The sequence below is a fragment of the Streptacidiphilus sp. MAP12-16 genome (assembly GCF_041262165.1).
GTDB lineage: Bacteria > Actinomycetota > Actinomycetes > Streptomycetales > Streptomycetaceae > Streptacidiphilus.
On sequence record NZ_JBGCBY010000009.1, the window covers coordinates 126180 to 142848 of the forward strand.

At 70.0% G+C, this 16669-nt stretch carries 17 protein-coding genes; 8 read left to right on the forward strand and 9 right to left on the reverse strand.

Annotation, left to right across the window (positions count from 1 at the left end; all coding sequences use genetic code 11):
- Window positions 1-52 precede the first annotated feature (52 nt).
- The 4 genes from ABIA33_RS14235 to ABIA33_RS14250 form a co-directional block, all read right to left on the reverse strand.
- Window positions 53-895: an ABC transporter permease gene (locus ABIA33_RS14235; protein ID WP_370081203.1), complete on the reverse strand. Its 843-nt coding sequence runs from the start codon at window positions 893-895 to the stop codon at window positions 53-55.
- Entirely contained in the window at window positions 892-1857 is a 966-nt protein-coding gene (locus ABIA33_RS14240; protein WP_370081205.1) for an ABC transporter ATP-binding protein, read from the reverse strand. The genes ABIA33_RS14235 and ABIA33_RS14240 overlap by 4 nt, the downstream gene beginning before the upstream one ends.
- 170 nt (window positions 1858-2027) lie before the next feature.
- Entirely contained in the window at window positions 2028-2603 is a 576-nt protein-coding gene (locus ABIA33_RS14245) for a GNAT family N-acetyltransferase (RefSeq protein ID WP_370081208.1), read from the reverse strand.
- A 142-nt stretch (window positions 2604-2745) separates the two neighbouring features.
- On the reverse strand, window positions 2746-3333 hold the full coding sequence (locus ABIA33_RS14250; RefSeq protein WP_370081210.1) for a hypothetical protein: 588 nt from the start codon (window positions 3331-3333) through the stop codon (window positions 2746-2748).
- A gap of 179 nt (window positions 3334-3512) precedes the next feature.
- Between ABIA33_RS14250 and ABIA33_RS14255 the strand changes: the two genes are divergently transcribed.
- From ABIA33_RS14255 to ABIA33_RS14275, 5 genes are all read left to right on the forward strand, one after another.
- Window positions 3513-4487 carry an ABC transporter ATP-binding protein gene (locus tag ABIA33_RS14255; RefSeq protein WP_370081212.1) on the forward strand — a complete coding sequence of 325 codons (975 nt, stop codon included), beginning with the start codon at window positions 3513-3515 and terminating at the stop codon, window positions 4485-4487.
- Between the two features lie 15 nt (window positions 4488-4502).
- Entirely contained in the window at window positions 4503-5321 is an 819-nt protein-coding gene (locus ABIA33_RS14260) for an ABC transporter permease (protein ID WP_370081214.1), read from the forward strand.
- 8 nt (window positions 5322-5329) lie between these two features.
- Complete coding sequence (locus ABIA33_RS14265) at window positions 5330-6133, forward strand: ABC transporter permease (RefSeq protein WP_370081216.1); 804 nt, start codon at window positions 5330-5332, stop codon at window positions 6131-6133.
- 568 nt (window positions 6134-6701) lie between these two features.
- Entirely contained in the window at window positions 6702-7196 is a 495-nt protein-coding gene (locus ABIA33_RS14270) for a hypothetical protein (protein WP_370081218.1), read from the forward strand.
- Between the two features lie 170 nt (window positions 7197-7366).
- Window positions 7367-8509: a hypothetical protein gene (locus ABIA33_RS14275; RefSeq protein ID WP_370081220.1), complete on the forward strand. Its 1143-nt coding sequence runs from the start codon at window positions 7367-7369 to the stop codon at window positions 8507-8509.
- Between the two features lie 104 nt (window positions 8510-8613).
- On the opposite strand, the gene ABIA33_RS14280 is transcribed toward ABIA33_RS14275, so the two are convergent.
- The 3 genes from ABIA33_RS14280 to ABIA33_RS14290 form a co-directional block, all read right to left on the reverse strand.
- Window positions 8614-9831, reverse strand: coding sequence for an RNA polymerase sigma factor (locus tag ABIA33_RS14280; protein ID WP_370081222.1), 1218 nt, complete (start codon window positions 9829-9831; stop codon window positions 8614-8616).
- A 7-nt stretch (window positions 9832-9838) separates the two neighbouring features.
- Window positions 9839-10195, reverse strand: a complete 357-nt coding sequence (locus ABIA33_RS14285; protein ID WP_370081224.1) for a YciI family protein — start codon at window positions 10193-10195, stop codon at window positions 9839-9841.
- 264 nt (window positions 10196-10459) lie between these two features.
- Entirely contained in the window at window positions 10460-11128 is a 669-nt protein-coding gene (locus tag ABIA33_RS14290; protein WP_370081226.1) for a DedA family protein, read from the reverse strand.
- A 153-nt stretch (window positions 11129-11281) separates the two neighbouring features.
- On the opposite strand from ABIA33_RS14290, the gene ABIA33_RS14295 reads away from it, so the two are divergent.
- Window positions 11282-11449 (forward strand): hypothetical protein, encoded by a 168-nt coding sequence (locus ABIA33_RS14295; protein ID WP_370081228.1) that lies wholly within the window; start codon window positions 11282-11284, stop codon window positions 11447-11449.
- Here ABIA33_RS14295 and ABIA33_RS14300 read toward each other — a convergent pair.
- Together ABIA33_RS14300 and ABIA33_RS14305 are read right to left on the reverse strand one after the other, a co-directional pair.
- Window positions 11428-13308, reverse strand: coding sequence for an ABC transporter ATP-binding protein (locus ABIA33_RS14300; protein ID WP_370081231.1), 1881 nt, complete (start codon window positions 13306-13308; stop codon window positions 11428-11430). The two genes, ABIA33_RS14295 and ABIA33_RS14300, sit on opposite strands and share 22 nt — an antisense overlap.
- Complete coding sequence (locus ABIA33_RS14305) at window positions 13305-15143, reverse strand: ABC transporter ATP-binding protein (RefSeq protein WP_370081233.1); 1839 nt, start codon at window positions 15141-15143, stop codon at window positions 13305-13307. The genes ABIA33_RS14300 and ABIA33_RS14305 overlap by 4 nt, the downstream gene beginning before the upstream one ends.
- A 320-nt stretch (window positions 15144-15463) precedes the next feature.
- On the opposite strand from ABIA33_RS14305, the gene ABIA33_RS14310 reads away from it, so the two are divergent.
- Both ABIA33_RS14310 and ABIA33_RS14315 read left to right on the forward strand, forming a co-directional pair.
- Window positions 15464-15988 carry a YbhB/YbcL family Raf kinase inhibitor-like protein gene (locus ABIA33_RS14310; RefSeq protein WP_370081235.1) on the forward strand — a complete coding sequence of 175 codons (525 nt, stop codon included), beginning with the start codon at window positions 15464-15466 and terminating at the stop codon, window positions 15986-15988.
- A gap of 109 nt (window positions 15989-16097) precedes the next feature.
- Window positions 16098-16505, forward strand: coding sequence for an ATP-binding protein (locus tag ABIA33_RS14315; RefSeq protein ID WP_370081237.1), 408 nt, complete (start codon window positions 16098-16100; stop codon window positions 16503-16505).
- Window positions 16506-16669: the final 164 nt, after the last annotated feature.

Below are 16669 nucleotides of genomic sequence, written 5' to 3' on the forward strand. Positions count from 1 at the left end.
CCGTCGTCGTGCTCGCGGCAAGGTCACCCTCATCCACAGGTGGTGCCCTTGCTCAGGCGTCGGTGCGCACCAGGCGGTAGGCGGCGCCGGCCAGTACGAGCACGGTCCAGCCGGCGAAGACGGCGAGGCCGGCTCCGGGGGTGAGCGTGTTCGCGGCGTGGTGCAGGGCGAACATCGACTGGCCCGCGTTGCTGGGCAGGTACTGGCTGACATCGTTCTGCCAGGAACTCGGCAGCAGCGAGACCAGGCCGGGGACGAGCATGAGCGCGCCGACCAGGACGGCGATGCCGCCCGCGACCGAGCGCAGCAGCGCGCCCAGGGCGACGCCGATCACGCCGATGAGTCCGAGGTAGAGTCCCGCGCCGAGCAGGCTGCGCAGCACGCCCGAGCCGGACAGCGAGAGCGCGGCGGGGGTTCCGGAGACGAGGCCGCTGCCGAACAGGAAAACGGCGAACGCGCCGAGGGTCCCGACGATCAGGGCGACCACGCCGTAGACGCCGGCCTTGGACCACAGCACCGGCAGGCGGCGCGGGACGGCGGCGAGCGTCGAGCGGATCATCCCGGTGGAATACTCGCCGGCGGTGACAAGGACGCCCAGGACGCCCAACGCCAGCTGAGCGAAGTTGATCCCGAAGAGGGACAGGCCGACTGCGTTGGCCGTGGCAAGGTCCCCGCTCACCGGGCCGCCGGTGACCATCGACTTGTAGCGGGCCAACCGGATCAGGCCGAAGGCCAGCATGAAGACAAGCGCCAGGCCCAGGGTGATCCAGGTGGAGCGCAGCGACCAGAACTTGGCCCACTCGGCGCGCAGGACCCGGGGCCCGGTCACTTTGTAGGGGGGACGTGCCGCCTGTGCGGGCGTGGTCGTGGGCGCTTGGGTGGTCACGGTACTCATGCTGCGCTCCCGGCGGTCTCAAGGGTCTCCGGCGCCTGCACGGCCCCGGCGACGGTGGTGGCGCCGTGGTACTCCACGGCGTCGCGGGTCAGCTCCATGAACGCCTCCTCCAGCGAGACGGTCCGCGGGGTCAGCTCGAACAACGCGATCCCCGCCGCCGCCGCCTTCATCCCGATCGACCGAGCCGCCATCCCGGCCACCTCAAGCTCCTCCGAGCCCGCCCGGCCGGTGATCTCCACACCCGGACCCGCCAGCACCTCACGCAACCGCGCCGGATCCTCACTGGCCACCTTCACCGTGTCACCACCCGCCTGGTTGACCAGACCGTGCACGGTCGTATCAGCCAGCAGCCGACCGCGCCCCACCACGATCAGATGATCCGCCACCAGCGCCATCTCACTCATCAGATGCGAGGACACAAACACCGTACGGCCCTCGGCGGCCAACCCCGTCAGCAGGTTGCGGATCCACAGCACACCCTCCGGATCCAGACCGTTGACCGGCTCGTCCAACATCACCGTCGCCGGATCCCCCAGCAACGCCGCCGCGATCCCCAAACGCTGACCCATCCCCAGCGAGAAAGCCCCCGCCCGCTTCCGCGCCACCGACTGAAGGCCCGTCAACTCGATGACCTCCTCCACCCGACGACGCGCAATCCCATGCGTCAGCGCCAGGGTGTTGAGATGGTTGAACGCAGAGCGACCCGGATGGATCGACTTCGCCTCCAGCAGCGCACCCACCTCCTGCAACGGCGCACCATGCTCGGCATACCGACGCCCGTTGACCCGCACCGACCCACCCGACGGCGCATCCAACCCCACGATCATCCGCATCGTGGTCGACTTACCCGCACCGTTCGGCCCCAGGAAACCGGTCACCGTACCCGGCTTGACCGTGAAGTCCAGCCGATCCACCGCCGTCTTCTCCCCGTACCGCTTCGTCAGCTGATGCGCCTCGATCATCGAAATCATCCCTCGCGCTCGGGTGCCGGGGCTTCCCGGCCTGGCTCACTCTCAACGCTACGAGCGCCAGGCCCGGCTTCCCGTGGTACCCAGGGGCTGACCTGGGAAGCCGGAGTGGTACCGCGGTACTACCGCGACCCCCACGAAGCCCAGGGCTGAGTCCCGTCGCGCTAGCGCTTTGACCTGGAGGTTTCGCCGGGCTGCCTGGAACGCCACTCGGGTGCGAGCACCGACCAGATCTCCGTGTTCTGCCGTACGCCCCGGTAGGGGTGGTTCTCGCGCTGAACTCCGTCGAGGCTCATGCCGAGCCGCTTGGCCACGTTGATACTCGGCGTGTTCTCGGAGGACACCAGCCACTCCACCCGGTGCATTCCGCGTTCCTGAATCGCCCAGTCGATGATCACGCGTACCGCACGGGTGACCAGACCGCGTCCGACTGCGGCCGGTTCCAGCCAGCAACCGGCCTCGCAGTTGCCCGTACCTGCGTCGAAGACCCTGAAGAGGACGCCGCCGACGAGGAGCCCATCGAGCCAGATGCCGTACAACCGGCCGGTGTCGGCGGCGCTCTTGTCGGCGTACGACTGCAGCCAGCTCCGCGCGGAGTCGAGGTCGGCCGCGACGTCGGGGAGCCCGACGTGTCGGCCGATGTATGCGCGGCCCCGGTCCATGTGGGCGAGGAACTCCTCGGCCTGCCAGGGCTCCAGCGGCCGCAGCTCAGCTCCGTCACCCAGGGAAATCGCGAACACTCTCGTCCTCCTCAGCGGTCGTGCGCGGTCACAGGATCTTCGCACGGCCACCTGTTGGTGACCCCGGTGAACGACGGGCCGTCGAACGCCGGCGTCTGCCGCGCACCGGGCCCCTGTGAGTTCTCTTGGCGCTCCTGGCGAGTCAGGGGACGGTCCACTCCGCGGCGTCGGTGGAATAGCCGCTGTCCGGGATGTACAGGATCCTCGCGAGCTTGGTGCCGTCGGGTACCTCGAAGACCACATAGCCAACCGCGCTCTCGTGTTGGCCGAGGCGCAGTTCCCCGGCGCTGCCGAGCAACGCGCCCTCGGCAAGGTCCGAGATGACGGTGGGGGCGTACTGCTCTGCGGTGCTGCCGAAGACGGAGACACAGTTGACCGGGGCGTCGCTGTAGACAGCGCTGCCGGTGTCGGTGACGCGGAACTGGAGGGCGAGGTAGTGCTTGCCGGGTTGGGGAGCGACCTGGTACTGGCCCTGATGAGCCGGGTTGACGACCTTGATCAGGGTCACGCTCACTGTGGTGCCTTGCTGTGTGGCCCGGACTGTGACGGTGTCGCCGACGGTCGCCGGTGCGGGTGCGGTGGCAGTGGCCGGGGGCGCGGCGGCGCTCGTGGGCGCGGGAGCTGGGACGCTGGCCGAAACGACGGGCTTGGTGGCGATGTGGGCGCTTCCCCCGCATCCCGCGACAACGAGAACGCCCGCAGTAGCGGCAACGGCGATGCCCTTGCGCATGATGGGCTCCCTGAGCTGGAGTGACCCTCTCCCTTCAAGGTTCCGCCTCCGGCCCGGGCGCCGCAGTCGCAGGCGCCTCCTGCCGGGTGGCGGACACGGTCGAGTCGTCGACAATTTTCTCAAAGCTGTAAATAGATTGCTGGAAACTGTCGATCGCCAGTAGCTTCACGACTGTCCGCATGAGCCGCCGACAGCCGGGAGACGATCCATTGACAGGCCATCCGACGAAGCACCTGGTGGAGGCCCGGTCGCTGCGCAAGGTCTACCAGCCCTCCGGCTTCACCGCCGTGGACGGTATCGACTTCACCCTGACCCGGGGCGAGGCCTTCGGCTTCCTCGGACCCAACGGAGCCGGAAAGTCCTCCACGATGCGCATGATCAGCTGCGTCTCCCCGCTCAGCGGCGGCACGCTCCGGGTCCTCGGTCTGGACGCGGCCACCCGGGGCTCGGAGATTCGGGCCAGGATCGGCGTCGTCCCCCAGGACGACACCCTGGACGAGGAACTGACGGTCAGGGAGAACCTGCTGATCTACGGGCGCTACTTCGGGCTGCCCCGCGCCGTGGTCCGCGAGCGCGCCGAGCGGCTGCTGGAGTTCGCCCGGCTCTCCGACAAGGCCGACGACCAGGTCTCGGCACTGTCCGGGGGCATGAAGCGGCGGCTCACCATCGCCCGCGGCCTGGTCAACGAACCCGAGATCCTGCTGCTGGACGAGCCCACCACCGGCCTCGACCCACAGGCCCGCCATCTCCTCTGGGAGCGGCTGTACCAGCTCAAGGCGGAGGGCGTCAGCCTGATCCTGACCACCCACTACATGGACGAGGCCGAGCAGTTGTGCGACCGCCTGGTGGTCATGGACGGCGGGCGCATCGTCGCCGAGGGGACGCCGCGGCAGCTGATCGAGAGCCATGCCAGTCGTGAGGTACTTGAGTTGCGCCTCCCGCCGGGCGAGCAGGCCATGGCGGCGGAGAAGCTGGACGGCCTCGCCGACCGGGTGGAGTCGTTGCCGGACCGTCTGCTGCTCTACGCCGGCGACGGCGAAACCACCCTGGCCGCCGTGCACGCCCGCGGCATCGTCCCGACCACCGCACTGGTCCGCAGGGCGGGCCTCGAGGACGTCTTCCTCACCCTCACCGGCCGAACCCTCGTCGACTAGAAGGGACCCGCCCCCATGGCCTCGGCCGCCTCGCCGCCCTCCGCCGCTGTCCCCTCCCACACCCCGCCCCCGCTGCTGAGGGAGTTCAGTTACTGGCTGCACCGCTACCGCCGCACCTGGCGCGGCACCGTGGTGATCAGCGTGGCCAACCCGCTGCTGTTCCTGGCCGCCATCGGCGCCGGGCTCGGCAAGCTGGTGGACCGGGGTGGCAGCAGCTATCTGCACGGCAGCTCCTACGTCGCCTTCTTCGCTCCGGGACTGCTGGCTGCCATGGCGATGCAGACCGGCTTTATCGAGGCGGCCGGACCGGTGTTCCAGTCGGCCCGGGAGCGCGGCAACTACCGAGCCGCCGCCGCGACCTCGATGAGCCCCGCCGACATCCTCGGCGGCCATCTGCTGTTCATGGCCTTCCGGCTGGCCCTCAGCGCCACCGCGTTCACCGCTGTCGTCGCCGCCTTCGGCATCACCGGTCCGCTACGCGCCCTGCTACTGATCCCCGCAGCCACACTCACCGGCATGGCCTTCTCGGCACCGGTCGCCGCCTGGTCGGTGACGGTGACCCGGCAAGCCCGGATCAACGGCGTGTTCCGCTTCGTGCTGATGCCGCTCTACATGTTCTCCGGGACCTTCTTCTCCACCGACCAGCTCCCGCGCTGGCTGCACGGCATCATCGCCTGCACCCCGCTCTACCAGGGCATAGCTCTGTGCCGCTCGATCGTCGCCGGCACCGCCACGGCCCAGGGCACGGCTCTGCACACCGGCTACCTCGCCGCCCTGGTCCTGCTGGGTTACCTGGCCGCCCGCCGCACCTTCACCCGCCGACTGAACGGATAGGAGCAGCAATGGCCCTCGCAGTCAGCACCTCGGTCCTCGGCACGCCCGCCCGCGCCGGGCTGCTCATCGAACGCAATCTGCTGATCTACCGCCACACCTGGTACTTGCTGCTCGCCGAGGTGCTGGAGCCCATGCTCTACCTGCTGACCATCGGCGTCGGCATCGGCCAACTGGTCGGCCGTGTCCCGGGCCTCGGCCCCGACGGCGCCGACCTCGGCTACTCCGTCTACGTCGCCCCGGCGCTGCTGGCCACCGCGGCGATGAACGGCGCGATGAACGAGACCACCTTCAACATGTTCGCCAAGCTGAAGCTGCAGCGCGTCTACGATTCCATCCTGGCCACCCCGATGACGGTCTACGACGTCGCGGTCGGCGAGGTCTGCTGGGCGCTACTTCGCGGAGTGCTGATCACCCTGGGCTTCCTGGCCGTGGTCGGTGCCTTCGGCCTGATCCACTCCGTCTGGATCCTGCTGGTGATCCCGGGCGCAGCGCTGGTCGGCTTCGCCTTCGCCTCGGTGGGCCTGGCCGTGGTCACCTACCTGCGGAACTGGGCGGACTTCCAGTTCATCCAGCTGGCGATGCTGCCGATGTTCCTGTTCGCGACCACCTTCTACCCACTGGGCGTGTACCCGCGGCCGATCCAGATCGCGGTGGAGTGCCTGCCGCTCTACCAGAGCATCCAGTTGATTCGGTTGCCCGCTCTCGGCGAGGTCGGCCCGGCGCTGCTGGTCCCGGTGGTGTATCTCGTGCTGATGGGCGTGCTCGGGCTGCGGATCGCCCTGCCCCGGATGCAGCGGCTGCTGCTGCACTGATCCGCTCCGGCCCATCCGCCCCTTCGGCGGCGCGCCACGGAGCAGTCACAGTCACATCAAAGGCCGCCTATATGGACCTCTCAGGAACGGCTCGCACTCTGTGGGTACCTGCCTCACTAGGAGGAGCGGCATCATGAACGATTACGACCCCACAAGCCCCCACGAGACGAGCGCGCCGTCAGGGCCGTCGGTTGCGGCAAGTCCAAGCGGCGCCGGCGCTGCGCCGCCTCCCCCGCCGGCGTCTTCGCCGGACGGGTCCGCCTCGGTGGCCATGGCCCACCAGGCACGCCGGCCGAGGGTACGGCGATTGCTGCCGAAGACGAGAAGTGGACGGATCGTGGCCGCCGCGCTGACGAGTGCGGTGATCGGACTCGCCGCCGGTTGCGCAACGTCCCCCTCGGCGACAGCCACGTCCCCGTCAGCAACGGCCACGTCCCCGGCCCCTTCGGCATCAGCAGGGCAGTCCGTGCCCGGCAGCGGCTCCAGCGGAGGTCCCGCATCCGGCGGCGGGGGGTCCAACGCACGGTCTGGACCGGCCGCGGGGGGATCATCCGGCACCGTCGGCAGCGTGTCCACGTCGGGCTTCACCCTCACGACATCAGCGGGTCAGAAGGTGACCGTCAACGAGGCGTCCACCACGACCTATCAGAACGGGACCAGCTCGACCTCGGCGAGTGCGATCACCACAGGCAAGAGCGTCCTCGTACTGGGGACGACCAACGGTACGACCATCACGGCCACGCAGGTCACCGTGCAACCGAATGACGGCGGCGGATCTGCGGCTTCCTCGGCGGCAGGGGTGGTCCCGTTCCAGCGCGGTGCACCGAGCACGGCCAAGCGGGTCGGTCAGATCCCGGCGAACTACACGGAGGGGTCGGGGACGATCGTCAGCGGAACTACAGCGAACAAGGCGACGGAAGCTGCGCTGGCCGCCTACCCAGGGGGCGTCGTGGACCGGGTGGTGCAGCTGAGCAACGGCGAGTACGAGGTCCACTACATCGGCGTCAACTGGCCGCACCACATCTTCGTCAGCCAGGACTTCAAGGTCCTCGGCGCCTTCTAGGAGGGTGCTGCGGACTCCGCATCAGCGGCGCGTGGCGTGCGGTGAAAGTATTGGTGAACAGTGCTGCTGAATCGGGCGCGGCCCTTGTCGAGCCCGCACCGGGTCATCCAGGGTGGCGGCGGTCCCGGCGGTTGCCGGGGCTGCCCTCCACGAGCCCGCTGGAGTGACCCATGTCCCTGCGCACCCTGCGCACCGCCCTCGGCGTGGTCACGGCCGTTGTCGCCGCCACCGCCGTGGCCGCTCCCGCCGCGATCGCCCATCCCCTGGCGAAATCGACCGCTCCGTCCCTGAAGCTGCACGTGTTCGCCGCGGCCCCGGCCGGCTACAGCAACCCGGACGACCTGACACGCCTGGGCGACGTGCTCTACGTCGCCTTCCAGAACAACGCCGCCGCCGACGGCACCCCGGCAGGCAGCACGTCCGACATCGTCGGCTTCGACCTGCGCACCGGCAAGGTGGAGCGCCACTGGGTACTGCCCGGCCGGGTCGACGGTCTGACTGCCGACCCGCGCCACCACCGCCTGCTGGTGACGGTGAACGAGGACCTCAACTCCAGCTTCTACACCATCACACCGACCCAGAAGTCCGCGGTCGTCACACACTTCAGCTACAGCCCGAGCCCGGCGCAGACCGGCTCGGACGGCACCAACGGCGGGACCGACGCCCTGTCCGTGGCCGCCGACGGCACAGTCTTCGTGGCGCACTCCAACCCGGACCCCTCCCTACCGGGCGCCAACAACGCCGCCGCCACCTACACGGTGACGCTGCACGGCACCACCGCCGAACTGGCCCGCGTATACGGCGTCAACGACACCGCCCGCGTCATCAACCCGGCCAAGGGCGCGCCGAAGACGGCCACGCTCGGCCTGACCGACCCCGACTCCAACCGCTGGCTCCCGGGCCCCGACGGCGGCACCCTGATCCAGGACGCGCAGGCCGACAGCAAACTGGTCTTCGTCACCGATCTCAAGGACAAGCACCCCACCCTGAGCGTGTTGAACCTGACCAACGCCAAGCAGCCGAGCAAGGGCGCAGCCACTCCGCAGCTCGACGACATCGAGCGTGTCTCCGGCGACGGCGTGTTCTTCGTGGTCGACCAGAAGGCCGGCACGATCTACAAGGCCGACACCGAGGACGTTCGCCACGGCACCCTCTTCGCCAGCCAGCCCGCGCCCAAGGCCGGCGACCTCCCCAACGACCCCGCGCTCAGCGTCGTCGACCCGCACACCGGTGTGGTCACGCCCGTGAACACCGGCGCGGTCAAGCTGATCAGCCCCAAGGGGCTGCTCTTCGTCCCCCGCGACGCCGACTGACCGACGCACCGTCAGACCCCGTACCCGGCACACGATCAGGGCGGCCAGCCGCCCTGATCGTGTGCCGGACCAGGATGAAGCCCGCCGCCAGTAGCGGGCGGCCTTCAGCGGACCTCGCGGCGCCGGTTCTCGAGGAAATCGCGTTCGGCGGAGTTGGTGGCAAGGGCGAGCGCGGCGGTGTAGGCCTCGGCTGCTTCGCGGCCGCGGCCGAGCCGGTGGAGCAGGTCGGCGCGGGTGGCGTGGAACAGGTGGTACGCGCCCAGGTCCAGGTCGTCGACGAGGGCGAGTGCGGGCCCGGGCCCGTCGACCTCGGCGAGCGCGACCGCACGGTTGAGGGCCACGACTGGCGTCGGGGCGTAGACCATCAACTGGTCGTAGAGCCGCAGGATCTGCTCCCATTTGGTGTTCGAGGCGATGGCGTCGTCGCTGTGGACGGCGTTGATCGCGGCCTGGATCTGGTACGGGCCGGGCATGCCACGCCGCAGGCAAGCGCGGACCAGCGCCTGTCCCTCCCCGATGAGCGCTCGGTCCCACTGCGAGCGGTCCTGGTCGGACAGCAGCACGATCGACCCGTCAGCCGCGGTGCGGGCCGCGCGACGTGAGTGAGTGAGCAGGAGCAGCGCCAGCAGACCGACGGCTTCGGGCTCGTCGGGCATCAGCGCGACGAGGAGCCGGGCCAGTCGGATCGCCTCGGAGCACAGGTCTTCGCGTAGGAGGGCGTCGCCGCTGGACGCGGCGTACCCCTCGTTGAAGACGAGGTAGACCACGTCGAGCACAGCGCGAAGCCGCTCGGGCAGCTCGGCCTCGGTGGGGACCCGGTACGGGATGCCCGCTTCCTTGATCTTCCGCTTCGCCCGGACCAGACGCTGAGCCATCGTCGCTTCGGGGACGAGGAAGGCCCGGGCGATCTCCGGGGTCTGCAGCCCGCCCAGCAGCCGCAGCGTCAGGGCGACCTGGGCGCTGTCGCCCAGCGCCGGATGACAGCAGGTGAAGATCAGCCGGAGCCGGTCGTCGCTCACCGGACCTCCAGGCTCGGGCACCGGGTCGCCGCTGTCGAGCAACTGCAAGGCCTGGGTATGGCGGTCATGACGAGTTGCCTCCCGTCGCAGGCGGTCAATGGCGCGGTTGCGGGCCGTGGTGGTGATCCAGGCACCGGGGTTGGGCGGCAGGCCCGTGCGGGGCCACCGCTCGAGGGCCGCCGCGAAGGCGTCCTGCACCGCTTCCTCGGCGATGTCGATGTCGCCGAGGAAGCGGATCAAGGTCGCCACGCAGCGGCCGTACTCGTCGCGGAAGACGCGCTCGATCTGATCCGACGTCGTCACAGGCGCCCTACTGGGCCGGTTCTTCTTGGAACGGACGGACCTCCACCGGGGCCAGGCAGGCCTCGGTGGCCTTCGCCGCCCAGGCGAGCGCGGCGTCGAGGTCCTCGGCCTTGATCACCCAGAACCCACCCAGGTGCTCCTTGGTCTCAGCGAACGGACCGTCGGTCGTGCGAACCCGTCCGCCGTCCAGGCGCACCACCGTCGCGGAGGTCGGCGGGTACAGCCCGCCGGCGAAGACCCAGGCCCCCTCGGCCTGGATCCGGCTGTTCAGGGCCTCGACGTCGGTGTACATCTGCTTCATGGTCTCGGCCGCAGGCGGCTCCTGGCCCTCGACCATGTGCACCGACAGCAGGTACTGCTTCATGATGTTCTCCTCCTCAGCAGGGGCCGACACCGCGCCGACCCTCTACTGCCACTACGAATGCCCCACAGGCCGATCGACACCCGTCCCGAACTTTTTTCTGAACGCAGCCCAGATTGCCAGGACACCGAGGCCGGAACGCGCGCGACACCAGCACTGGGGGTCTCGTCGTGCCGGTCGTCGGCGTGCTGGCCGGAGTCGGCCTGGTGCTGGGGTCCGCCTGAGCCCCGCCCCGGGCGTCTCGCGCCGTCTCGCGCCGTCTCGCGGTCACGAGTCTCCATGGTTTTTCTCGGCGTCAACTGCTGGGCCGCTGCTCCTGCGGCGACGCCTCCGCAGGTGGCGTAGGAGGAGAAAGGCGATCGCGACGGCCGCTGCAGCGAGCAGATACAGCTGGTAGCGCTGGATGGCCGGGTAGAGGGTGTCCAGGTGCTTGCCGGCGAGGTCGCCCAGGGTGACCCAGGCGCCCACCCACAGCACGGCGCCCAGGGTGTTGAAGGCCACGAAGCGCGGCCAGGGCATCCGGCTGAGCCCGGCGATGATGCCGTTGGCCTGGCGTAGGCCCTCGATGAACCGGGCGACGACGACGATCTTGCCGCCGTGGCGGGCGAAGAACGCCTCGGCCTTGGCTACGCGTTCGGGGGTGAGCATCACGTAGCGGCCGTAGCCCTCGATCAGTCGGTGGCCGCCGAAGCGGCCGATGGCGTAGCCGAGGTTGTCGCCGAGCACCGCCGCCAGTACCGCGATGGCGGCGACGGCGAAGACGTTCAGGCGGCCCGCTCCGGCATAGACGGCGGCGGCGATGAGCACGGTCTCACCAGGTACGGGTACGCCGAAGTCCTCGACGAAGACGAAGCCGGCGACGGCGAGGTAGCCCCAGTGGTCGAGCAGCGGGGCCAGGTTGGCCAGGACGCCGGGCAGTTGGGGCGGCGGGGTCATTGGTCTCGCCTTCGGTCAGCGTGCTGCGTGGGCACCGGGTGCGGCAGTGAGCCCGTGCCCCAGGAAGCCGGTGCGCAAGCGGGCCACCACGCCGCACCGGCCAGGTCGAGATGCAGGTCACGCAGGTCACGCGGGTCACGGAGCAACTGCACCATGTCCTTGTCGCAGGTGGAGACCGGCTCGCCGGACCGCTCCATCGACGGTTGCGACACCTTCGCCTACCTCAACACGGTACCGATTTTGCAGCTCGCCTGGCCCACCCGCGGCCCCGGGGGTTCGAGCTGCGCGGGAGAGGTGGGTCAGGAGGGGGTCGCGGCGTAGGCGGCCTCCTGAAGCTGGTAGAGGTCGGCGTAGGTGCCGCCGAGGGCGAGGAGGGACTGGTGGGTGCCGGATTCGGTGAGTCGTCCGTCGCGGAGGACCAGGATCAGGTCGGCCATCCGGACAGTGGTGAAGCGGTGGGTCACCACCACGGTCACGGCGCCGGTGGCCGCACCGAGGGCGCGGGCGTGCTCGGCGTGGCGAGTGAACACCGCGTGCTCGGTGGGCGGGTCCAGCGAGGCGGTGGGTTCGTCCAGCACGAACAGCAGCGGTTCGCGCCGCATCGCAGCCCTGGCCAGCGCCACCCGCTGCCACTGGCCCTCGGAGAGGTCGGTGCCGGACGGGCCGAGCGGGGTCTCCAGTCCCTCGGGGAGGCCGGCGAGCATCGGCCCGGCCTCGGCCTCCGCAAGGGCGGCCAGCACACGTTCGTCGTCGCCCATGAAGGCGGGTTCGCCGATCCCGACGGCCTCGCCGAGGGTGACCGCGTAGCGACCGAAGTCCTGGAAGGCGCCGGAGCAGAGCGTGCGCCAGGCGGCCGCGTCCAGGCCGGACAGGGGTGCGCCGTCCACGGCGATGTGGCCCGAGGTCGGCTCGTAGAGTTTGCAGAGCAGCTTGACCAGCGTGGTCTTGCCAGAGCCGTGCTCGCCGACGACGGCCACCATCGCGCCGGCCGGGAGGGCGACCGTCACGCCGCGCAGGACCTCGCGATCGGTCCCCGGGTAGGCGAAGGAGACCTCCTCCAGAGCGATGCCCTGCTCGAGGCGGGTCGGCAGCGTGGTGGCGGCGACCGGCGCGCCGTCGAGTGGCGTGTCCGGAGCCGCGTACGCGTGCAGCCACAGGAAGGGCTCGACGGCGACCATGCCCGCCTGGAGCCGGGACAGGCTCCAGGCGACCCGCTCGAACTGGGCGCGGAGGGTGGTCGCCATGGCGACCACCAGCACGACGTCGCCGATGGAGCGGCTGCCGTCGGCGACCATACCGATCACGACTCCGAGGACTGCTGCAAGGCCCAGCACGAACGTTCCCCAACCTGCACCGCCGAGAAGGGCCGAGCGCCAGTAGGCCTCGATCATCCGGCGCGAGGAGCGCTGCCATGCCTCGTCGGCGAGGCGGTCGACACCGTCTCCCGAACCGAGCACGCGCAGTTCCTTGGCAGGCCCCGAACGGGTCGTCAGTTCGAACAGTTCGCGTTCGGCGCGGTCATCCCCTGAGGCCTGTTCCGCGGCCCGGGTGACCACCCGCTGTCCCACGCCGTTCAGCAGCAGGGCCGGCACCGCGAGCACCGCGAGCAGCAGCAGCGCGGGCTGGACGGTTGCCAGTAGCCCCAGGGTGACCAGCACACGGAGGCCGTTGGCCGCCGCATCCAGCACGGCCCACCCGCTCTCGCACATCAACTGGCCTTTGCCGCGTAGCCGGTTGATCCGGTCCAGGTACTCGGAGCGCTCCAGGTGCTCGATCGTGTCCAGTCCGCTGACGAGCCGTTGGATCTCGGCGTCGACCTGGTACATGCCGACCCGGTCGGCGAGGTCCAGGCGTATCTCCATCTGGACCCGGCCGATGAGCAACATCACGGAGTAGGCGGTACCGGTGGCGCAGGCGGACAGCAGAGTGCCCCTGCCGTCAGCGGACAGGGCGGAGTTGACCAGGCTGCGCAGGCCGTAGCCGCTGAGCACCAGGGCAGCGCTGTCCGCCAGCATGAACAGCAGGACGATCAGCGAGTTGCGGCGGTCGAGCCGCCAGGAGCGGAGCAGCAGGTCGGCCCAGACGTGGCGGCTGCGGCGGCCACTGCTGCCGAGCCCTGCGGCAGACGTGCGGATACCAGTGCGGGTGCGGGTACCGTTGCGGGTGCGGGTGCGGGTCATGCGCAGTCTCCTTCGAGCACGTCGGAGAAGCGCTCCGCCTGGATCTGGAACAGGTCGTGGTACCGGCCGCCGAGGGCCAGTAGTTCGTCGTGGGTGCCGTCCTCGGTGATCCGACCGCCCTCGAGCATCACGATGCGGTCGGCATGGCGCACCGTGGAGAGCCGGTGCGACACCAGCACGGTGGTGACGCCCGCGGTGACCGCCAGCAGTTGGTCGAACAGTTCGATCTCGGTCCGGACGTCGAGGTGGGCGGTGGGCTCGTCCAGCACCAGGACGGGGACGCCCGCATGCACCGCGCACAGGGCGCGGGCCAGCGCGACCCGCTGCATCTGGCCGCCGGAGAGGTCCACCCCGCCCGGCGCCGACGGTGACAGCGGGGTATCCCAGCCACTCGGCAGCCGGTCGGCGATCCCGCCCACGCCCACCTCGGTGACCGCCCGGGCGAAGGCGCGCTCGCGCTCCTCCTCGGTGACCGGGAGCGCGGCGGCGCCGATGGCGATGTTGTCGCGCAGTGACATCCGGTAGCGCACGAAGTCCTGGAAGACAACAGCAGCGTGTCGGTGCCGCGCCGGTGTGCCCAGGCCGGCCAGGTCCACACCATTGACGCTGACCCGGCCCGAGTCGGGCAGGTAGAGCCCGGCCAACAACTTGATCAAGGTACTTTTCCCCGCCCCGTTCAGACCCACCACAGCCAGGGTCTCGCCGGGACGAACGGTCAGGTCCAGCCCGCGCAGCACCGGGCGTCCGGTCTGAGCGTAGGAGAAGTGGACGTCCTCGAAGCGGATCTCGGCGGGGGCGGTGGTGATGGCGGGGGCGGCGGGACCAGCAGGGCTCGCGGCGGCCGGAGCGGGCGCGTGTGTCGGCAGGCGGCGCTGCGCCCGGCTCGGGATCTTGCCGCCCTCCAGGTCCAGGATCTCCGGGCCGCTGCCTCCGATGGTGAACAGCATCCAGGATGCTACGGCCGCACCACTGAGCTCGGCGGGCTTGAGCAGGCCGTGCCGCGTCCCGTCCACCAGCGTCGCCAGGGCCCAGGTCATCGTCACGGTGATCAGCACGAACGGGATCGCCTGGCCCTTGAGCAGCCTCGCCTTGGCCTTGCGGAAGGGGACGAGGTGCCCGGTCACGGACTCCTGGTAGCGGTGGAGCACCCAGTCCGTGAAGCCGTGCAGCCGAATCTCCTTGGCGGCGGCGGGGCCTGTCGTCACGTCGATCCAGTACGCCGCCCGCCTCAGGTGCCGGGCGCCGTTCACCCACACCATGACCATGGCGTACCACTGGCGGCGCAGCAGGTAGTTCTGCAGCGAGAGGGCCACCAGCAGTCCGGCGGCCACCGGCAGGCTGTAGTGGGCCACCACGGCGGCCGCGCCCAGCGCGCCGAGCCACTTCGACGTCCGCAGCAGCAGCGCGCCGGCAGCGGACCCGGGGCTGCGCTCGGTCCAGTTGGCCGGGTCGGCAGCCGCGATCAGCAGGTCGTCCTGCACCTCGGGCCGTTCGAGATCGGCCAGTTCGACGGACAGCGCGGTGCGGCTGACGAGCCGTCGGTGCCGGCCGTCGATCTCCCGCCGGATCTGGAACTGCAGTGGAACCACGAGGAGTTCGCTGAGCTGCGAAGTGAGCAGACAGAGCACCATGCCGACGAAAGGCAGCGAAAGACCACCGGCCGAGCCGGGGTGCGCCCCGGTCAACCGGTGCACCACGGAGACGGTGGCCAGGGTGGCGCCCACGGGCGCGAGGGCCCGCAGGAGCAGTACTGCGCTGAGCGCGACCACCCAAGAGCGGCGCACACCGACCAACGGAGTCAGCAGGTGCCAGTCTCTGAGGTGTTGGTCCGACACGTCGGTTTCCCCCCGGATGCGGTGTGTGTGCGACTGATGGGAGAGAGCGCTCTCCCGCGCTGGCATCCTCGCGAGGCGATTGAGGGACCGTCAAGTCAATTAGCGTCGCGCGCAGGGACTTCGGCCGGGCGGGGGTGGCTTCGCGGCGGCGATCGGCGGGGGCACCCGAGCGGGCGCGGGGGCGCCTAGTGTCCGGCCGGGTGCATCACTGCGAGGAGCTGAACTGAAGCCAAAAGCAAGATAGTCCTTGATCCCGCATTGGTCTGTACCTATCGTCTTCGCCAGAAGGCTGTTGGTCCATACCTGCTGGGGGAATCCACGTGCACCGCACAGCCGTCCGCGCCGCCGCCCTGGTCGCGCCTCTGCTGGCTCTCACCGGCTGCGGCAGCAGCCCCACCCCGGCCCACCGTGATCCGGTCACCATCGCCCTGACCAGCAGCGCCTTCACCGACTCCGGCGCCATCCCGGCCAGGTACACCTGCTCGGGCAGCGGCACCATCCCTCCGCTGAGCTGGACCAATGTCCCCAAGGACACAGCCTGGCTGGCCCTCTACATGGAGGACACCACTGCCGGCGACCTGACGCACTGGTACACCGTCGAGATACCGGCGAGCACCACCGGGGTCACCGAGGGGCAGAAGCCGCAGGGCCACGTGGTGACCGGCTATCTGCCGCCCTGCCCCCAGAGCGGCACCGAGGACGACTACGTCTTCACCGTCTACGCCCTGCCGAAGGAGTACTCCCCCGCCAAAATCGGGGGCGTCGTCTCCTTCGACGCGCCGGGGCTGCACGCGCACGCGATTGGCGAGGGCACCCTGACCGGCACCTTCACCCGCAAACTATGACCACTCGCGTTGGACCTCTCCGTGCGCCGCCTCGCCGCCGGCACATCACCTTCCCCCGGGTGGTTCCGGTCCGGCTCTATGCCGGAACCACCCGACCGGCTGCTGCGTCGTGGGTCAGCCGCCGATCGGCCCCCGACGCGGGCACCTGTTCCGGCGCTGCCTGGAGCAGGTCTCCGTGCCCGGCAACAGCCTGTGGCTCACACGGCTGGTGACCAACCTGCTGGACAACGCCCAACGCCATGCGCGGCACGCGATCGGTGTCCGCGTCTACACCGACACCGAACGGAGCGAAGGCGTACTGGAGGTCCACAACGACGGAAACGCGATCGAACCGGCCGACCGGCACCGTATCTTCGAGCGCTTCGCGCGCCTTGACGACGCCCGAAGCCGGGAACACGGCGGCGCGGGACTGGGACTGCCCATCGCCCTGGACATCGCCCACCACCACGGCGGCACGCTCACGGTCGTCGACTCACCGCACGGCGCCACCTTTCAGGCACGCTTCCCCGCCAGATGAGCTGACCTCTGTCCGAGAGGCTGCAGCCGCGTTGCTTCGTCCAGTGCGAGGAAGTGGGCAGCAGGGCCCAACCACCGGGCGATGGTCGGCTCCGGCGGCGGACGGCTCGGTCGCGACCCATCCTGTTCTGCGAACGGCGTATGCAGTATCGTGGGTCACATGAA